At 42.7% G+C, this 19,429-nt stretch carries 14 protein-coding genes; 12 read left to right on the forward strand and 2 right to left on the reverse strand.

The window, feature by feature from the left end; translation table 11 throughout:
- The first annotated feature begins 486 nt into the window (after window positions 1-486).
- From BO18_RS12780 to BO18_RS32740, 5 genes are all read left to right on the forward strand, one after another.
- Window positions 487-1,104 (forward strand): hypothetical protein, encoded by a 618-nt coding sequence (locus tag BO18_RS12780; protein WP_034446622.1) that lies wholly within the window; start codon window positions 487-489, stop codon window positions 1,102-1,104.
- Between the two features lie 250 nt (window positions 1,105-1,354).
- Window positions 1,355-1,948 carry a type IV toxin-antitoxin system AbiEi family antitoxin domain-containing protein gene (locus BO18_RS12785; RefSeq protein ID WP_034446623.1) on the forward strand — a complete coding sequence of 198 codons (594 nt, stop codon included), beginning with the start codon at window positions 1,355-1,357 and terminating at the stop codon, window positions 1,946-1,948.
- Complete coding sequence (locus BO18_RS12790) at window positions 1,945-2,781, forward strand: nucleotidyl transferase AbiEii/AbiGii toxin family protein (RefSeq protein WP_034446624.1); 837 nt, start codon at window positions 1,945-1,947, stop codon at window positions 2,779-2,781. Before BO18_RS12785 ends, BO18_RS12790 begins: the two co-directional genes overlap by 4 nt.
- Before the next feature lie 249 nt (window positions 2,782-3,030).
- Window positions 3,031-3,426: a histidine kinase dimerization/phospho-acceptor domain-containing protein gene (locus BO18_RS12795; RefSeq protein WP_034446626.1), complete on the forward strand. Its 396-nt coding sequence runs from the start codon at window positions 3,031-3,033 to the stop codon at window positions 3,424-3,426.
- A gap of 42 nt (window positions 3,427-3,468) precedes the next feature.
- The gene (locus BO18_RS32740; protein WP_051688703.1) at window positions 3,469-4,929 is read left to right on the forward strand and encodes a sensor domain-containing diguanylate cyclase; all 1,461 of its coding nucleotides are present in this window, start codon (window positions 3,469-3,471) and stop codon (window positions 4,927-4,929) included.
- Window positions 4,930-4,967: 38 nt separating this feature from the next.
- On the opposite strand, the gene BO18_RS34875 is transcribed toward BO18_RS32740, so the two are convergent.
- A complete protein-coding gene (locus BO18_RS34875; RefSeq protein ID WP_185752422.1) occupies window positions 4,968-5,117 on the reverse strand; it encodes a hypothetical protein in 150 nt (49 codons plus the stop codon).
- Between the two features lie 252 nt (window positions 5,118-5,369).
- Here BO18_RS34875 and BO18_RS12805 point away from each other — a divergent pair, with 252 nt between their 5' ends.
- Window positions 5,370-6,185, forward strand: a complete 816-nt coding sequence (locus tag BO18_RS12805; RefSeq protein WP_034446628.1) for a nitroreductase family protein — start codon at window positions 5,370-5,372, stop codon at window positions 6,183-6,185.
- A gap of 16 nt (window positions 6,186-6,201) precedes the next feature.
- Here the strand turns inward: BO18_RS12805 and BO18_RS12810 are convergent, their stop codons facing one another.
- Window positions 6,202-10,140: a response regulator gene (locus BO18_RS12810; RefSeq protein WP_051688704.1), complete on the reverse strand. Its 3,939-nt coding sequence runs from the start codon at window positions 10,138-10,140 to the stop codon at window positions 6,202-6,204.
- A 151-nt stretch (window positions 10,141-10,291) separates the two neighbouring features.
- Between BO18_RS12810 and BO18_RS12815 the strand changes: the two genes are divergently transcribed.
- The 6 genes from BO18_RS12815 to BO18_RS12840 all read left to right on the forward strand — a co-directional run bounded on the left by BO18_RS12815 (window position 10,292) and on the right by BO18_RS12840 (window position 19,361).
- Window positions 10,292-11,968, forward strand: coding sequence for a M3 family oligoendopeptidase (locus tag BO18_RS12815; RefSeq protein ID WP_034446630.1), 1,677 nt, complete (start codon window positions 10,292-10,294; stop codon window positions 11,966-11,968).
- Window positions 11,969-12,037: 69 nt separating this feature from the next.
- Window positions 12,038-14,422 (forward strand): ABC transporter substrate-binding protein, encoded by a 2,385-nt coding sequence (locus tag BO18_RS12820; RefSeq protein WP_034446632.1) that lies wholly within the window; start codon window positions 12,038-12,040, stop codon window positions 14,420-14,422.
- Between the two features lie 123 nt (window positions 14,423-14,545).
- Window positions 14,546-15,532 carry an ABC transporter permease gene (locus BO18_RS12825; protein WP_034446634.1) on the forward strand — a complete coding sequence of 329 codons (987 nt, stop codon included), beginning with the start codon at window positions 14,546-14,548 and terminating at the stop codon, window positions 15,530-15,532.
- Between the two features lie 17 nt (window positions 15,533-15,549).
- Window positions 15,550-17,208 carry an ABC transporter permease gene (locus tag BO18_RS33980; RefSeq protein ID WP_034446636.1) on the forward strand — a complete coding sequence of 553 codons (1,659 nt, stop codon included), beginning with the start codon at window positions 15,550-15,552 and terminating at the stop codon, window positions 17,206-17,208.
- Between the two features lie 6 nt (window positions 17,209-17,214).
- Window positions 17,215-18,354, forward strand: a complete 1,140-nt coding sequence (locus tag BO18_RS12835) for an ABC transporter ATP-binding protein (RefSeq protein WP_034446637.1) — start codon at window positions 17,215-17,217, stop codon at window positions 18,352-18,354.
- On the forward strand, window positions 18,351-19,361 hold the full coding sequence (locus tag BO18_RS12840) for an ABC transporter ATP-binding protein (protein WP_034446638.1): 1,011 nt from the start codon (window positions 18,351-18,353) through the stop codon (window positions 19,359-19,361). The genes BO18_RS12835 and BO18_RS12840 overlap by 4 nt, the downstream gene beginning before the upstream one ends.
- Window positions 19,362-19,429: the final 68 nt, after the last annotated feature.

The raw sequence follows: 19,429 nt of genomic DNA on the forward strand, positions 1-19,429 counted from the left end.
GCTGTTGGTGGTGTTTCAAGTGTAAGGACTTTTGTCTGGCCCTGAATATCGATATTTTTGATGATCACATCGTTGTCTTCAAGGTCCAGTAAATCTGTGATACTATTCATGTATCCTCCTCCTTTGATATTTAGTCCAAGAAACATCATAAGAGAAGGAGGAAGTGCAGGGAATGATCCCTTCATTAAAAGAACCAGGATTAGTCAGTTTCAATAACTGATTAACCCTGGTTTTGTTTATTCTCACAAGAGACCCTCAAACCAGCCCCTCAAACCAGACCCTCAAACCAGACCCTCAAAGTAGCCCTCACGACAGCCCCTCAAACTAGACCCTCAAAATGATTGACCCTCAAAAACTTTGAATACCCTGTTTTTCTCAGCATTGTGGGATAGCCCCAATGCTGAGTTTTTATTTGCTTGAAAACGTATTGATACAGCTGTATTATAAAAACGAAAACAAATATTTCATAAATATGAGAGTGGTGTTATGGTAATTGATTATATTATAGAAAACTATACGGATGGTGAGCCAATTTTCCTGGAGGAGCTTCCATGCAAGTCCAAGGATTATCTCAGACAGGAGATGAAAAAGCTTGTTGATGAAGGCAGGCTTGAGCGTTTGTATAACGGATTATATTATCTGCCATACACTACAATTCTTGGAACAAAAGGGAAAATCTCTATAGAAAAATACTTGGATAAGAAGTATTTGAATGCAGGTGGGAGAGTATCAGGGTACATTACAGGACTTCAATTGGCTAATCAATATGGTTTTATTACTCAGAATCCTTCATGCTATGAGATATGTAGCAATGAGGCTACGACCAAGCAGAGAAAACAGGATTTGGATGGAAATTCCATTATTGTTTATAAGCCGGTAGATACCATAGATGAGAAGAATAGAGCATCACTACAGTTTCTTGATCTTATGACAAATATCGACAAGTACAGTGAGATCAAAGGGAAAGAGCTGTATAAGAAGCTGGTAAAGTATGTGAAAACAGCGGGTGTTGATTTTTCAATTGTCAAAAAGTATCTCCAATTCTATCCGGATAAGGTTTATAGAAATATATACCAGGTTGGGCTTATGGGGGAATTGATATAATCAGTATGGGCAAAATATGTCTACACTTGCAAAAGAGATTTATTGCGTAAATGCAGATGGGAAATTGTAAGCATATCCAACCTGTCGGGAATTCCGACAGGTTCAAAAGGAAAGTGGTTGTTTCCAAAATGGAAATAACCATTTCTTTGGTAGATGATATGACGCATATATAAGAAATAGGGAGTTTACAAATGTGACATAATTAGATATGATTATATCACAAAAGCAAACTATCGAAGAGGTACTGTCTATGAACAAGTTTGAACAAATGAGTATGATGGTACAATCGAATAATGGATATCTTTTTACGTCTGAAGTAGAAAAGGCAGGAATTTCACGTACATATATGCTGAGATATGTTAAAGAAAATGGCATGGAACAAGCTTCTCATGGTGTGTATGTGACGGAAGATACTTGGCCAGATCAGCTTTTTATTATCCAGAAGAGTAACCCTAAAGTTATTTTTTCTGGAGAAACAGCAGCATATTTGAATGGACTTATGGAAAGGGAGTATTCAGAAATATGTGTCTGCGTCCCATCTGGCCATAATGGAGCTAGATTAAGAGAAAAAGGAATCGTAGTGCGGCAGGAGAACGCTGCTATCTATGGCATGGGAGCTTCTGAGATTACTACTAATTATGGGAATGTTGTTAGAGCATATAATAAAGAGCGATGCTTCTGTGATTTTGTAAAAAACAGGTCAAAGTACGAAGTTCAGACATATCAGACAGCAGTAAAAAGCTATATGCGACGAAATGATAAAGATTTATCTCTGCTTATTGGGTATGCAGATGCTCTTAAAATCAGGGATGAAGTTATGAAGTATGTGGAGGTCTTGGTGTGATTAAATCAGCAAGTCAGTTGAAGGGAAAGATTAAGAATCTTGCCAATGGGGATGTTAGAAAAGCAGAGACTCTTATGCGAATCTTCTTTATGGAGAGATTTATAGAAAGAGTATCCGTTTCAGAATATAGAGAGAAGTTCATTTTAAAAGGTGGGATGCTCACTTCCTCATTACTAGGAATAGATATGAGAACCACTATGGATATTGATACCACTGTGAGATCGCTTCCGCTAACAGATGAGGATATCCAGAGAATAATAGCGGAAATAATAAGCATTCAGCTTGATGATGGGATTTCTTTTAAGATAGTCTCTACAGAAAGGATTATGGATGAATTTGATTATCCGGGAATAAAAGTACACTTGGAGGGAGTGCTTGAAGGTATAAGGCAGCCAATAAAAATAGATGTGTCTACTGATGATGTTATAACTCCGGGGGCGATAGAATACGAATACAAGCTTATGTTTGAAGATAGGACAATAAAGCTTCTTTCCTATAATACAGAGACTTTATTGGCTGAGAAAGTGCAAACGATTATTGCAAGAGGAATTGCTAATACCAGAATGCGAGACTTCTATGATGTTTATATGATTGTGCTCGATGTGGATTTTTCATGGGATATACTTAAAGAAGCATTTAGAGCAACATGCCAAAAGCGTAGCACAGACTATTCTGATGAAAGAGTAAGCCGAGAACTGGAATTGATCGATAAGGATGCGAAGCTTGAAGCGGACTGGAACAAATTTAAGAAAAAGAACTTTTTTGCTGAGACATTAGAGTGGAGAACTGTAATTGATTCTATAGAGGATTCAATTAAGAAGGTAGTAAGTTGATGTTGGGGCGGATAGATATTTATAGGTAATAAAATCCCTACGCACTGCATAAATCTTTCATGCAAACGCAGACAGTTTCTGGCTTTAGCACATACTTGGGGTGCGAATACATCCGTATGTACTAAGGAAGATGTAGCATATACAGTAAATATCAGGAAAATGTATTTGCTTAAATTTTTAACACCCATAATCATTATTTTTTCCAAAGGGGTATACAGTATTAGTCCGTATATGTACATGCAAACATAGATGATTACGCAGGTTGAGATTCTGGAAAAAGAGAGAGCAGAAGAGCGAAAGCGCTATGAAGCAATGCGAAATCTCATGCTCTCGGATTTTGCCCATGATCTCAGGACACCCATTATGACCATAGGCGGTTATGCAAATGCAATAACAGATGGTATGGTAAAAGACGAAGCTCAGAAAACCGAGTATCTGACTGCAATTGCTGCCAAATCAAAGAGAATGACAGAGCTGATAACTATGCTCTTTGAATATGTGAGGGTAGGAAGCGGGCTGGGATTATCGGTTGTCAAGCAGGTCATGGACATGCATGGCTTTGATATTCATCTTAAGCAACCTTACGGCAATTACTCCAAGGCTTTTGTCCTAAAATTTTACGAATGTAGTATAATTGATATATAGTACATAATATCACTCTATAATGACAGCGTAAAAGGAGTCGTAATGGATAAAAGTTCTGTAGCTGATAGCATTAATAAGGGAATAGGGCAGTTTACCGCTGAAGACAGCGTTGAAATAAATGATCTGGAGCCCTTATTTGATGTATCTGCCTACCCGGAGGAACAGCGTGAGCTCATAATTGAGTGTAACAAAAGGATTGATGCTGCAAACAGCAAATATCGAATTGCCAAGATCAGAGAGGACATGTTCGCTAAGGGATTAAAAGCAGGTATGTATTTCTGTACTTTTGATTGCGATGAGAACATGACAGGTTTTGAATTCAACGATGAGACCAGGCAAATGCTTGGCTATGACGGTCTGGAGGATCTGCCCAATGAATTTGACAGCTGGGTAAAGACTCTTGTCCCTGAAGAGCAGGATGCGATAGTCAAGCTGTTCTGGGATTCAGTAAAAATGCATCGTGAACTGCCGGATATTACCCACGCCACATATCGCATGCAGAAAAAAGACGGCAATATCATCTGGGTTACCGGAGCCGGAAGGTTTATAAGACGTCCGGATGACGGTTCCCTGGAAATCTACATGGGATGCTACCGTGATATCACAGCGCAGCAGGAGCTCGAAGAGCATGTAAAGATTATTGAAGCCATCGGTAAGGTCTTTAATTTCTCTTTATTTATTGATGTCAGCGATATGAGTTACAGAATGATAAGTACCAATGAATATGTTGAAATGGTTCCTAAGGCCCCGGATGCTATACAGTTCCTTAAGAATAATGTTGACTCTTCAGTGGCAGAGAGCTTCCGCCAGAGTCTATATGACTGGCTTAATAAGGACACTATTCTTGCTGCAATAGAAGAACATGGATCAACAAGCATGGAATTCTACAGTGAAAGCGCAAACCGTTGGTTTAACGGTGTCTTCATGGTTGGAGATCGGGGTGAGGACGGAAGTCTTGCACATATTGTTTACGGCTGCATGGATACCACAGATGCCAAGCTCCAGAACCTGGCTCAGCAGAAGATGATCTCTGAATTTGAGACAGAACTTTATGTGGATTCTCTTTCACAAATTCGCAACAGGAAGTTTTTGGATGATAAACTTGTGTTTAAACCATGCATGACAGTGGTCATGGCTGATATCGACCTGTTCAAGCAGGTCAATGATACGGTCGGACATCGTGGCGGTGATGAAGCAATCAAAAAGGCTGCGAAAATTCTGGAACAGTCTGTCAGAAAAGATGATGTTGTCATTCGCTACGGCGGCGATGAATTCATGATGGTATTCTTTGATATTACCAGGGAAAATCTGGAGCACAAACTTTCAAAACTAAGGTCAGCAGTAAAAGAGATTTCTCTTGATAATCATCCGGAAGTCAAGATCACCATGAGTTTCGGCGTGGCATACGGAACAGAGCTTGTAAATAATATGATCGCCACAGCTGATAAGGCACTTTATGAATCAAAAAAGAAGAGAGATACATTTACTGTAATTGAGATATGATGACGTAAAAAAGGGGTGAATGATGGTTCACCCCTTTTTTACGGAATATCTACATCAGCGTAACTCTCGGCAACAGCATCAGGTATCACGAAATCTTCGCCGTCTAAATCGGCGAGGATTTCTGCAAGCTCATAGCAGCGCTTTCTGGAATATTCTTTTCCTGCACAATTCTCGAGAAACGGTTGCATAGTGCCACCCTCAAATTCTGCTCCTGCCTTGGCTATGTAGGCTTCTTTTCTCCTGATCCATGCATTGTGAAACCGTCGTGCTGCTTACTAAAGTGAACTCATAGAAATTCTTGAATTTACGCACTTTTTCGAGCATTTCACGTTTGACAAGGGGAGAAAATCCACTCTTGATTTTCTCCCCTTATGTATTATAATAAATATTGCTAACAATTTAATTGTGCGTCAGATTTTTATTATATGGGAGGCACCACAATGGGAAACTTTATTGACCTGGTTAAGACCAGAAGAAGCGTAAGATCATTTGATGGAAACGGGATAGAGCCCCAGCTTTTGAACGAACTTAAAAGCTATGCAGAGGAGAGCACTAATCCCTATGACATAAAGGTAAGATTCGAATTTCTTGATGCAGCTGCTAATGGGTTATCAAGCCCTGTTATCACAGGAGAGAAGAATTATGTAAGTGCTGTAGTGAGCAAGGTTGACCATGCTGAAGAGGCCTATGGCTACAGTTTCCAGAAGCTTTTGATGAAAGCCCATGAACTTGGTCTGGGTACAGTATGGCTTGGCGGAACAATGCCAAGGGAGAAGTTTGAGAAGGCATCAGATCTTAAGAATGACGAGATCATGCCCTGCGTAAGCCCTCTTGGTGTCGCAGCAAAAAAAATGTCCATCAAGGAGTCACTGATGCGAAAGGGCGTGAAAGCAGACTCAAGAATGAAGTTTGAAGAGCTGTTTTTTGTAGGGGATTTCAGCAAGCCTCTTGATGAGAGATACGCAAATGAAAACGGTCTTTTTGATGACCTGGAAGCAGTAAGACTTGCTCCTTCCGCTGTCAACAAGCAGCCCTGGAGAATAGTAGTAGATGGGAAGAAAGCGCACTTTTTTGAAAAGCATGACAAGGGATATCTGACCCCTTCCTACGACCTTCAGAAGATCGATGTGGGAATAGCACTGTACAACTTTGAAGTCCAGATGCTGGAAGAGTGCAGAACCCCTGTGCTTAGTGTAGAAAAGCCTTCATTCAAAGTTCCTGAGGGAATAGATTATATAGCAACCTATACATTCTAAGATCAATAAATGGTTATTATTCTCTGAGCTTAACCAGCTCAAGAATTTCATCCCAATCAAGCTGCATCATAAGTGCTTCAAGCTCTTTTACCAGATCTGTGTCAGCTTCTGAAAGGGAATAACCTTTAAGGTCTTTAAGGACCTGTTCCATCATTCCGTAATCCATAGCCTGAGCTACTTCTTCCATGGTCTGGAAAGCTTCTTTCCTCATATCATCGGAGAGCTCGGGCTTTTCTTTTTCTTCCTCATCAAAGCCGGAAAGAGCGGTGTCAAGTTCTCTGTACATGGAAAGGAGAGTAGGGGTGTCACTTTCTATTTTTGCCTGGTCGGCAGCCTTTCCTGCAGCCTCAAGCTCTTTTGCCAGGTCAGAGAGAATGGTGGCACCGATGATCCTGGCGGAACTCTTGAGCGCATGGACCTTGATGGTGTAGTTCTCAATATCACCGGAGGCTAAGAGATCTTCGATTTCCTTAGCCTTTGAGGCAGCTGTCTTATGGAAAACCTTTACAACAGAAACAAGACTCTCGAAAGAGCCGCAGTTGGTAATTCCATGTTCAATATCCAGCCCATTTATGTTTCTTAGCCACTCAGAATTGTCAATCTCGTCAGAGACAGGAGTGGACACTGCTGCACCTGATATTTTAGCAATAGAACCGGAAGAAGTCGGGGCGTCCGAATCGTATCTGTCCCAGTAAGCTTCTTTGTTCTTCCAAACGGAACCCTGAGCTTTGCGCTCATTCATATCGTAGTTTACATCTTCATCGATCATAGCGATCATGATCTGAGCGATTTCGGGATCGAACTGATATCCGCTGCATCTTTCAAATTCTCCACGAACCTTCTCCTGAGGCTTTGGAACTGAATAGGTCCTGGTGCTGGTCATGGCATCATAGCAGTCCGCAACGCAGATGATCCTTGCTACTTCAGGAATGTTGCTGCCCTCAAGACCATCGGGATAACCGCGCCCGTCGTAGCGCTCATGATGGGATCTTGCACCCTGGGAAAGTTCCTGCATATCCCCGATTCCTTTAAGAATCTCATAACCTATGACAGTATGAGTCTTAATCTGAGCAAACTCTGCCTCTGACAAGCGTTCTGTCTTGTTGATGATATCCTCCGGAATACCGATCTTACCTATATCATGCAAAAGACCTATCTCGTACAATCTTCGCTGTTCCTCTGGATCTTTTCCAAGACGCCTTCCAATTTCTGCGGCGTAGGCAGCAACTCTCTCGGAGTGGCCCTTGGTGTAGTGATCCTTAGCATCGACGGTGTGAGAGAGGGCTAACATCATTTCCCTGGAAATACGCTCAGCCCTGTGAGACTGCTTTCTTACCTCGCCCTGAAGGTCCTTCTGGAAACGATCAAGGGCGATAATGCGCTTGCTTCGCTGCAAAAGAACTTCAGGAACCACCGGCTTCCTAATGAAATCCAGAGCTCCGTTCTTGAGGCCAAGAGCCTCATTTTCCCTGTCCTCATCCGCAGTCAGGAACATGATCGGAATATCGCTGGTGGAGACATTTTTCTTAAGACCGTGAAGAATCTCAAAGCCGCTCTTGTCGCCAAGATTCAGATCCAGAAGGATCAGATCAGGCAGAAGGTCAACTGCCTCTTTTTCTGCCTGAAGGGCATCATTGCAGGAAAAGACATCAAAGCTCTTTCCAAGTATCTGGGAGACGGTAGCGCAGATTACCTCATCATCGTCGATTACAAGGACTTTGCTCTTTTGATGGATCAAAGCACCGCTAACTGCTTCACTTTCTATCTCTGAAGGCGCAAGAACCTTGTCGTTTGGAAGATAACGAAGGATGATCTCCTCAAGACGCCGTCCGTCAACAGGCTTGGACAGATAATCCTCAAAACCTGCATTCAGATACATCTGCCTTGCCCCTGAAACAGCATTGGCAGTAAAGATGATGAAGGTAGTGCTATCGGCCCCTTCGAGCTCCTTCATCCTGGTGAGGGTTTCAACGCCGTCCATATCGGGCATCATGTGATCTATGAAAACTATGTCATAGCTGTTATTTTTGAACTTTCTTATGGCCTCAGTGCCGGAAGCAGCAGTATCAATGGGAATCTGGGTCTTTTTCAGGAGATTCTTTACGACGGCAAGATTGACCTCAGTGTCGTCAACCACGAGGATACGTGCTTCAGGAGCATGGAACAGCTCTTTGTACTCCTGATGTTTTTGTTCTTCCTTTTCCGGGTGTGAAAAGATATTTCCAACCTCTTCCCAGCTAATGACCTTCTGTCTGATGGTAAAGGAAAAATCCGAGCCCTCTCCGTAGACGCTCTTTACCTGAAGCTGGCTTCCCATGAGCTCCAAAAGCTGCTGAACGATGCTCATTCCAAGGCCGGTTCCTTCAGTGGTACGATGGTGCTTCTCGTCAATCCTTGTGAAAGGGGAAAAGAGCTTTTCCATGTCCTCAGGTTTAAGGCCCACTCCGGTGTCAGATATGTCGAAGGACAGGTCAATCTCTTCATCGGATACCCTTGAATAATCCACAGTAAGGCAAACAAAGCCTTTATCAGTGTATTTGACTGCGTTTGTCAAAAGGTTGATGGCCACCTGTTTGATCCTTATGTCGTCGCCGTAGAGAAGATGAGGAATGTGCTTTTCTACGTCCACATTAAGCTTCAGGCCTTTCTTTTCTGCGCGGTATCTGACTATATTCACCAGGTCATTTATTACTGAGGAAAGCTCATACTGGGTGGGGATGATCTCCATCTTGCCCTCTTCGATCTTGGAGAAGTCCAGGATATCGTTAATAAGGGACAAAAGAGTCTTTCCTGCAGAGCGGATATCGGCTGCATAGGCCAGGATCTCTTTTTCATGGCTCTCTCTAAGGATCATTTCATCCATACCAAGAACCGCATTGATAGGAGTGCGGATCTCGTGGGACATTCTGGCAAGGAATTTGGATTTTGCCTTGTTGGCATTGTCGGCGATGCTCTTTTGTTCTTCGAGCTCAGCCATATACTTGAAGTGCTCAGTGTCATCTATAACGGCGTAGACTGTACCTACCTTTTCATTATTGCTGATCAGCTCTTTCTCCTCAGGGGAATAGATCTTTTCATCAATCTCAATAGGAGTATTGGTGGCGATGGATAGCTTGAGCTGCGCAATAACACCTGCGGGATTTGAACGAAGCTCCGGGAAAATGATGCTGGCAGGCTTGTTGTAGTAGGTCAGGTTTTCGTCTTCATCCACAGCGATAACACCTTCGGAAAGCTCATCAATGGTGAAGCGCCTTGCAAGGGTCTCGGCATCTAGAAGTCGGTATCTGAAAATTGCGATCAGAATAAAAATGGAACTGATGGGATAGCCCACCATGGTCATGTCGTACACAGCTGTGGCGGGGACTAGTGAGAAGGTCTCTATAATCAGGAAAAAACTAAGGGTGACAATGGCAAGAAGCACCATAATAAAGCGCTTTTTGGCAATGGGCTTTCGCTCTTTCAAAAGAGCTTTAATAAGCAGATAAAGTCCAAAGATGGTGCAGACAGCTAAAATCACGTCCCACAGGTAGTGGACGATGGCATTTTGGTGGACCAGAACAGGCATATGACCACGTATTTCAAAACTCATATTCTTATAATAAAGGTTAGTTTCTTTCGTGGTGACAACTGCTATATATGTAAAGAGATTTGACAGAGCCAGAGCTATTTTGACAGGTCTGGGTATCTTGAAATTCACAAGTTCAGCCAGGAAAAGGAAAAGGGCAAAAGTAATCCAGACCCTTCCGAAGTATGAGAGCTTCAGGGCATTGAAAAACGCTTCCTCAGAACCGGAGGTTATCTCCATAAGATAGCCCACATTATTCACAAGAATTGCTGCACAGCTAAGAAACAGGTAAGAGTGAAGTATACCCTTCCAGTTTTTGAATATGACCCAGCATTCGATCAAAACAAGAATGATGCTGATACATTGGATACCAATAATCTGCTGATACATTTTCGTTTCCTCATAAACACGCGCCACTATATCTATTTTAACAGATTAATAAACATTTCGTTTCCATTGATATTATCGCTTTAAAGGAGTATAATGACTTGATGTGATTTTTTATAAAAAATTAATAATTTGAAAGTGGGTTTTTACATTTATGAAGTGTTCAGAAATGCCATATACCAGGGTGGATATGGATGAGGTAAAGAGCTTTTTCGAGAAGCTTATTGCCGACAGCAAGGAAGCAAAGAGCGGTGAGGAACAGTTCGAGCTTCACAAGAAATACTACAAGTTTACGGACGAAGTTTTCACAAATATGAAGCTCGCTGTATTCAGACATAACATTGATACAACACAGGAGTTCTATTCAAAAGAGAATGACTTTTACGACGAGATAACTCCTCTTATTTTTAAGTACAGCAATGATTATATGAAGGTTCTCTATGAGTCACCTTTCAGGCCATACCTTGAGGAGAAGATCAGCAAGGTAGCATTTAAGAACATCGAGCTGGATACCAAGTCAATTGATGACAAGATCCTTCCACTTATGCAGGAAGAGAACGCTCTTGTAAGCAAGTACGACAAGCTTATCGCATCAGCCAAGATCGTCTTTGACGGCGAGGAGTGCAATATCTCCCTTCTTCGTAAGTACCTTACCAGCGAGAACAGAGACACCAGAAAGCGCGCATGGAAGGCTCTTTCCGATTACTTTATGTCTGTTACTGACGAGATCGATGATATCTACGATCAGCTGGTTAAGATCAGGACCAGGCAGGCTAAGGAGCTGGGCTATGACAACTACGTAGAGCTTGGCTACAACAGAATGAGAAGAAATTCCTACAGAAGAGCAGAAGTTGAGAATTTCCGCAAGCAGGTAAAAGAGTCTTTTGTTCCTTTTGTTGCTAAGATCCAGGAGCAGCGCAAGGCACAGATTGGCGTTGATGAGCTGAAGTACTACGACAACGATATGTTCTTTAAGAACGGCAATCCTAAGCCAACAGGAACTCCTGAGGAGATCATGAAGGCCGGACAGGATATGTACAGAGAGCTTTCACCTGAGACTGCAGAGTTCTTTGATTTTATGATCGAGAATGAGCTCTTTGACGTTCTTGGAAGAAAGACCAAGAAGGCAGGCGGATATATGGATTTCCTGCCAAAGTACAAGTCACCTATCATCTTTGCTAACTTCAACGGAACCAGCGGAGATGTGGACGTTATTACTCACGAGTGCGGACATGCATTCCAGGGCTATGTTACAAGAGATGATGAGATCTCTGAGCACAACGACATTACCATGGAGACAGCTGAGATCCACTCCATGTCCATGGAATACTTCACCTACGGATGGATGGACAGATTCTTCGGAGACAGATCTGAGGACTATCTCAAGATGCACGTTCAGGATGCTGTAACCTTTATCCCTTACGGGTGTATGGTTGACGAGTTCCAGCACATTGTTTACGACAAGCCTGAGATGACTCCCGCTGAGAGGAAGCAGGTTTGGAAGGAACTGGAAAAGACCTATAGACCATGGCTTGATTTTGATTCTGATCCTTTCTTCGGGGAGGGCGGTTACTGGCAGAGACAGGGCCACATTTTCTGGAATCCTTTCTACTATATTGATTACGTTCTTGCCAGTGTTGTGGCTATGCAGTTCAAGGTTTGGATGGATAAGGACTTTGATGATGCATGGAAGCATTACCTGCAGCTTTGCAAGCTTTCAGCAAAGGATTTCTACGAGCCAATGCTTGCAGAGGTTGGGCTTAAGAGCCCCTTCAAGGACGGCACAATCAGTGAACTTGCTTCAAACATGGAGCAGAAGATTTTTGGTTAAAAGAGATTTAAATGTCTATCAGCAACAGCTGAAGGCAATTTAAATACATTTCTTAAGGAGGAAAGTTTTATGAAAAACAGAAACAAAGTGTTGTCTGCTCTTCTTGCCGGTGCTTTAGTACTTTCTACAGCTGCCTGCGGAGCACAGCCTGCTGCACCATCTGACGATACAGCTGCTACACAGACAACAGAGAACGCTGGGGATCAGTCAGCAGAAGCTGCTTCTACTGAAGAAGTAGTTGCTGGATCAGATGCTCCTCTCGTAATCGCTTCAGATGACTTCTCTGAGAAGTTCAGTGAGTTCTTCTGCGCAAGCGTACCAGATCAGAGAGTAGTTGATCTTACAGCAGTATCACTTCTCGGTAATGACCGTGCAGGTGAGCTTATCTACAACGGTATCGAGGGTGAGACAAAGTCTTACAATGGTACAGACTATTTCTACAACGGAATCGCTGATTGCGTAGTTACAGAGAACGCAGACGGAACAGTTGACTATGACTTCAAGCTTCGTGAGGGCGTTAAGTTCTCAGATGGTGAGGAGCTCACAGCTGATGACGTAATCTTCTCATATTATGTATATCTTGATCCTTCATACGATGGAAGCTCATCAACTTATGCACTTCCTATCAAGGGTCTTGAGGAATACAGAAGTGGATCAGACACTCTCTTCAATCTTCTTGTAAAGGGTGGAGCTGATAACACAGACTTCACATTTGTAACAGAAGAGCAGCAGAAGCAGTTCTTCGAGAAGGACCTTCCTGAGGCAGGTGCTAAGTTCGCTCAGTCAATCGCTGACTACTGCACAGCTAAGGGATATGCTTCAGATGATGCTGACATTGCGGCTAACGATATCGCAAACGGTATGGCTAACTGGGGCTTTGGTAAGGCTGAAGACGGAAAGCTTACAACAGCTTCAGGCGCAGAGTTCGATGTTAAGGGCGGAAAGGCTCCTACAGCTGAGGACTTCTGGAACGAGATCATGACAGCTTATAACAACGATGTTGTTACTGCTTCCAGCACAGAGAAGGCAGACAGCGAAGTAATTGATTTCCTTTCAGATGATTACAAGGTTGCTATCGAGACTGGCGATTCAGTAGACTTCGTTGAAGGTATCGAGAAGGTTAACGATTACGAAGTAAAGATCACTCTTACAGAGGTTGATGCTACAGCTATCTACCAGCTGGCTATCATGGTTCAGCCTATGCACTACTACGGAGATGTTTCCAAGTATGACTACGCTGCTCACAAGTTCGGATTTGATAAGGGTGACCTTTCAAGCGTTCGTGCTAAGACTACAACTCCTATGGGAGCTGGTCCTTACAAGTTCGAGAAGTTTGAGAACAAGATCGTTTACATGACAGCTAATGACAACTACTGGAACGGCGCTCCTGTAACAAAGAACCTTCAGTTCAAGGTTACATCAAACGCTGATAAGGAGTCAGGTGTAGTTCAGGGAACAGTTGATATTTCTGATCCTTCAGCTTCTAAGTCAGCTCTTGAGCAGATCGCAGGCGAGAACTCAAACGGCGAGATCTCAGGAGACAAGCTTACAACAGTTCTTACAGACTACAGAGGATATGGTTATATCGGTATGAACTCTCAGAACGTTTGTGTAGGCGGCGATAACGGCAGCGAGGCTTCAAAGAACCTCAGAAAGGCTATCGCAACAGTTATTTCAGTTTACCGTGACGTTGTAATTGATTCTTACTATGGTGAGGCTGCATCAGTTATCAACTATCCTATTTCAAACACATCATGGGCAGCTCCTCAGGCTTCAGATCCTGATTACAAGGTTGCTTTCTCTACAGATGTTGATGGAAACGACCTTTACACAGCAGGTATGACAGAGGATGAGAAGTATGCTAAGGCTCTTGAGGCATCTCTTGGATTCTTCGAGGCAGCTGGTTACACAGTAAAGGATGGCAAGCTTACAGCAGCTCCTTCAGGTGCTAAGATGGGTTACGAAGTAATGATCGGTGGCGGCGGATCAGGTGATCACCCTTCATTCGGTATCCTCACAGCAGCATCTGAGGCATTTAAGACAATCGGTTTTGATCTTACAATCAACGACCTTTCAGACACATCAATCCTTTGGAACGCTCTTGAGGCTGGCACAGCAGAGCTCTGGTGCGCTGCTTGGCAGACAACTCTTGATCCTGATATGTTCCAGATTTACCACTCAGAGGGTGGTAGCGCCGGTCACTACAGAATCTATTCTAAGGAACTTGATGAACTCGTTCTTGAGGCTAGAACAGTAACAGACCAGGCAGTTCGTAAGGCGCTTTACAAGGAAGCTCTTGACTTCGTTGTAGATTTCGCTTGCGAGATTCCTGTATATCAGAGACAGGATTGCACAATTTACAGCTCAGAGAGAGTAAATGTTGATTCTATCACTCCTGATCAGACAACATATTACACATATCTCAATGAGATCGATAAGATTGCTATGAACTAAGCTTTAAATTAGAAATTCTAAGTTAATGCTAGGATTGGTGGCAGATCGCAGTACACTTCACGTGTACTGCGATTTGTGCGCCAAAAGATTTTTGTTTTCTACTAGACAAGGAGCACCACTACAATGAAGAAGTTTATTATCAGAAGACTGCTGATATCTGTTGTTCTTCTATTCTTTGTTTCACTGATCATCTATACAATCATGAGACTGATGCCTACATCATATGTAGAGACACAGGCTATGACACTTGCACAGAGACCGGGATCAAAATCCTTCCAGGAGTGGGTTGATCAGCTTAATGCCCAGTACGGTCTGGATACCGGAATTATACAGGGATACTTTATCTGGGTATCAAAGGCAATACGACTGGACTTTGGGGATTCATGGTATTTCAATCAGCCGGTTCTTCAGAAATTCTCAAATGTAATCTGGTATTCATTTGGGCTGGGACTTGCTTCATTTATAATTGAGATTCTTATAGCTATTCCTGCAGGTATTTTAGCTGCAAGAAAGCAATATTCGATTGCGGATTATGCAATAACAGTTATTGCACTTATTGGTATTTCACTGCCAAGCTTTTTCTTCGCTACAATTTTGAAATATGTCTTTTCCATAAAGCTGGGATGGGTAGATCTGTATGGTATTGTAAGCCGTATGCATGAGACCATGTCCCCTACCGGAAAAGTTTTAGATATGATCAGACACATGATCCTTCCAACACTTACTCTTGTAGTTGTAAGTATTGGATCACTTATGCGTTATACACGTGCAAACATGTTGGAAGTTCTTAACTCTGATTACATCAGAACAGCAAGAGCTAAGGGACTTCCTGAGGGAAGAGTAATCAATCACCACGCATTCAGGAATACACTTATTCCTATCGTTACACTGCTTGGTGGATCACTTCCAGGACTTTTTGGCGGAGCTATGATCACAGAGACTCTGTTCCAGATCCCAGGAATTGGTTACACCTTCTATCAGTGCGTAACACAGGGTGATATTCCTTTTGTTATGTTCTACATGGTATTTATGGCTGTCCTTATTCTTCTGGGCAACCTCATTGCAGATATTACATATGCTCTTGTTGATCCAAGAGTTCGAGTTAATTAAGAAAGGAGGAAGAGCAAATGTCTAACGAGAATAATGAAAACAAGATGGCTCTTGATGACGCTAACCGAGTAAAAGTTCTTTCTCCCGGAATGATGGTATTCAAGAGATTCATCAGAAATAAGCTTGCTATTGTTGGTATTATTATCATTGTATTTATGTTCCTGTTCTCATTTGTGGGCGGACTTCTCAATCCTTACTCACAGAGCCAGGTATTCTATACAACAGAGCAGATCCTTAAGGATTATGCCGGAGCTACATCAATTGATCAGTATCAGATACAGCAGGTAGATGGAGTTAAGCTTCCATCTGATATCTTCTCCAAGACTCTTATTGCTGCTTCAACCGGTAAGTATGTATTTGAGACAAGAGATGGTTCACTTCTTGGTCTTGGAAATGTTGGAGAGAATGTTTATGTAATCTATAGTCTTGAGGAAGTAAATATGCTTCTCAAGAAGAACGCAGCTTATGATGCCGCTGTTGCAGCAGGTGAGAACTACTTCACAGATGATGACGGTCTCACATATCTTTTCCAGGATGAGGGAGCTGCTTTCCCAACAGTTTATGCTGCTTCAGAGATGGGCGTAGCTGCCATGAAGTCTTTCACACCATATGACAGTAGCGAGAAGTTCTCCTATGAATTCTACAGAGGAGCACTGGTTGCTTCTGCTAACGGGAAGAAGTCTTTTGAGGCTGACGGAACAACATATACAGTTGATGAAGATGTTATCCTTAAGGATGGGGCAGAATATGCACTTATCTCAGATGTTAACTTCAATGCAGCAAATGCAGGAGTATTTATTTCTCCTGCTTATAAGGATGCTGCCCTTGATGCTATTGCAGCAGGTCAGACAACCTTTATGTTCCCTGATGAGGATGGAACAGAGATAGAGTACAGGATCGAGAACAAGAACGGTCAGTACACTTTCAGAAGATACCAGGAGACAAGAGTCATCGACACCTATGCTCATCCTTCAAAGGCTCACTGGGTAGGAACTGATGCCAATGGTATGGATCTTCTTGCAAGACTTATGTATGGTGGAAGAATTTCTCTTCTTATCGGCTTCGTAGTTATCTTCATCGAGGTATTCATCGGAATGATCATCGGTGGTGTGGCTGGTTTCTTTGGAGGCTGGGTAGATAACCTTTTGATGCGTATCGTTGACGTGGTTTATTGTATCCCTACAATGCCTCTTTACCTGATCCTTGGTTCAATCATGGACTACTATCAGGCAAGTGCTACAACACGTATTTATATGCTCTGCGTTATCATGGCTGTTATCGGCTGGGTAGGAATTGCACGTATCGTCAGAGGTCAGATTCTTTCACTTCGTGAACAGGAATTCATGGTTGCTGCTGAGGCAACTGGTATCAGCACCTACAGAAGAATTTTCAAGCACCTTATTCCTAACGTAGTACCTCAGCTTATCGTATTTGCCAGCATGGGACTTGGTGATGTCATCCTTGCAGAAGCAACACTTTCATTCCTTGGTCTTGGTATCAAGTATCCAGCTGCTTCATGGGGATCAATCATCAACGCAGTTAACGATTCTTATGTAATGAGTAACTATTTATTTGTATGGCTTCCTGCAGGATTATTCATCTTGCTTACCGTTCTCGCTTTCAACTTTATCGGAGACGGCTTAAGGGATGCTTTTGATCCAAAGATGAAGAGGTGATAAGAAATGGCTAAGAATTCAAATTACATCTCTGCTAAGGAATCCAGAAGAATTTCAAGAGAGAATCGCAAGATCACTGCAGAGATTGAGAAAAAGAGAAATAGAAAACATATACCTGAGAGTGAGTATGTAACTCAGATGAAGAATCCTGAGAACTGCGTTGAGTTTGATAACGTTCACACATACTTCTTTACAGATATCGGAACCGTAAAGGCTGTAGACGGCGTTTCCTTCGAGGTACCTATCGGTAAGACTGTTGGAATCGTTGGTGAGTCAGGTTGCGGAAAGTCTGTTACCAGCCTTTCACTTATGCAGTTGGTACAGAGACCTTCAGGACAGACAGTAGAAGGTGAGATCAGATTTAATACAGGAGATAAGGCAATCAATGTAGTAAATGCGCCTGCCTCCTATATGCAGAAACTTCGTGGTAACTCCATGGGAATGATCTTCCAGGAGCCCATGACATCACTTAATCCTGTATTCAGGATTGGTGACCAGGTTGATGAGGTTATTAAGCTTCACAACCCTGATATGAGCGCTGAAGCAGTTAAGAACAGAACCCTTGAGATGCTCCAGCTCGTTGGTATTGCCAACAAGGAGGGTGTTTACAGAATGTTCCCTCACGAGCTTTCAGGTGGTATGAGACAGCGTGTAATGATCGCTATGGCTCTTGCCTGCGATCCTAAGCTTATCATTGCTGATGAGCCTACAACAGCTCTTGATGTTACTATTCAGGCACAGATCCTTGATCTTCTTCGTGATCTGAAGGACAAGATCAACAGCTCTATTATGCTTATCACCCATGACCTTGGTGTGGTAGCTGAGATGGCAGACTATGTGGTTGTTATGTATGCAGGACGTGTTGTAGAAAAAGGTACTGCACAGGAGATCTTTAAGGATCCTAGACATCCATATACCATCGGTCTTATGAATTCTAAGCCTGTGGTTGGAAAGCATGTAGACAAGCTCTACAGTATCCCGGGTAACGTACCTAACCCAATTGACATGCCTAACTACTGCTATTTCAAGGATAGGTGTGAGATGTGCACTGGCAAGTGCTCAGGTGCATATCCATCAGTTTACAAGGTTTCACCTACCCATGAAGTAAGCTGCTACAGGTGTGAGGAAGGAGGTGCTAACGCATGAGTACAGAAGTAAATACAAATGCCGCAGGAAACAGTGCCTCCGGTGAGAATATCCTTGAGATCAGAAACCTGAAGAAGTATTTCCCTATTAAGGGCGGCTTCTTTGGCGGAGTTACAGGCCAGGTAAAGGCCGTTGATGATGTTTCTTTTTCCATTAAGAAAGGTACCACAATGGGCCTCGTTGGTGAGTCCGGATGTGGTAAGTCAACTACCGGCCGTACAATCTTAAGGCTTCTTGAGAAGACTGAGGGAGATATCATCTTCAATGGTCAGGATGTAAGCGCTCTTGATAAGAAGCAGCTTCGTGAGCTTCGTACCAAGATGCAGATCATTTTCCAGGATCCATATTCATCACTTTCTCCAAGACTTCCTATCGGTGAGATCATCGGTGAGGCAGTAAAGGAACATAAGCTGGTTCCTGACAGTGAGTATGATGACTATATCACAAATATCATGAAGGAATGCGGACTTCAGGAGTATCACAAGGACAGATACCCTCACGAGTTCTCAGGCGGACAGAGACAGCGTATCTGTATCGCAAGAGCTTTGGCTCTTAAGCCTGAATTTGTAGTCTGCGATGAGCCTGTTTCAGCTCTGGACGTTTCAATCCAGGCTCAGATCATCAACCTTCTTAAACAGCTTCAGGAGGACAGGGGACTTACTTATCTGTTCATTTCTCATGACCTTTCTGTTGTTGAGCATATCTCTGATACTATCGGAGTTATGTACCTTGGTAACCTGGTTGAGACAGGAAATACAGAGGATATCTTTGCAAATCCTCTGCATCCATATACAAAGGCATTGTTCTCAGCAATTCCAATGCCTGATCCGGATATTAAGAAGGACAGAATTCTCCTTCAGGGAGACATTCCTTCACCTGCAAACCCACCTAAGGGATGCAAATTCCATACAAGATGTTCTCAGTGCATGGGCAAGTGCAAAGAGGTTGCACCAACACCTAAGGATATGGGCAACGGACATGTTGTATGTTGTCACTTGTACGAGTGATATGTGTTAATATAGAAAAGGGTATATACAAAAATATATATTTTAGAGAAAAGGGGATTATTTTATGG

Source organism: Butyrivibrio sp. AE2032 (genome assembly GCF_000702965.1).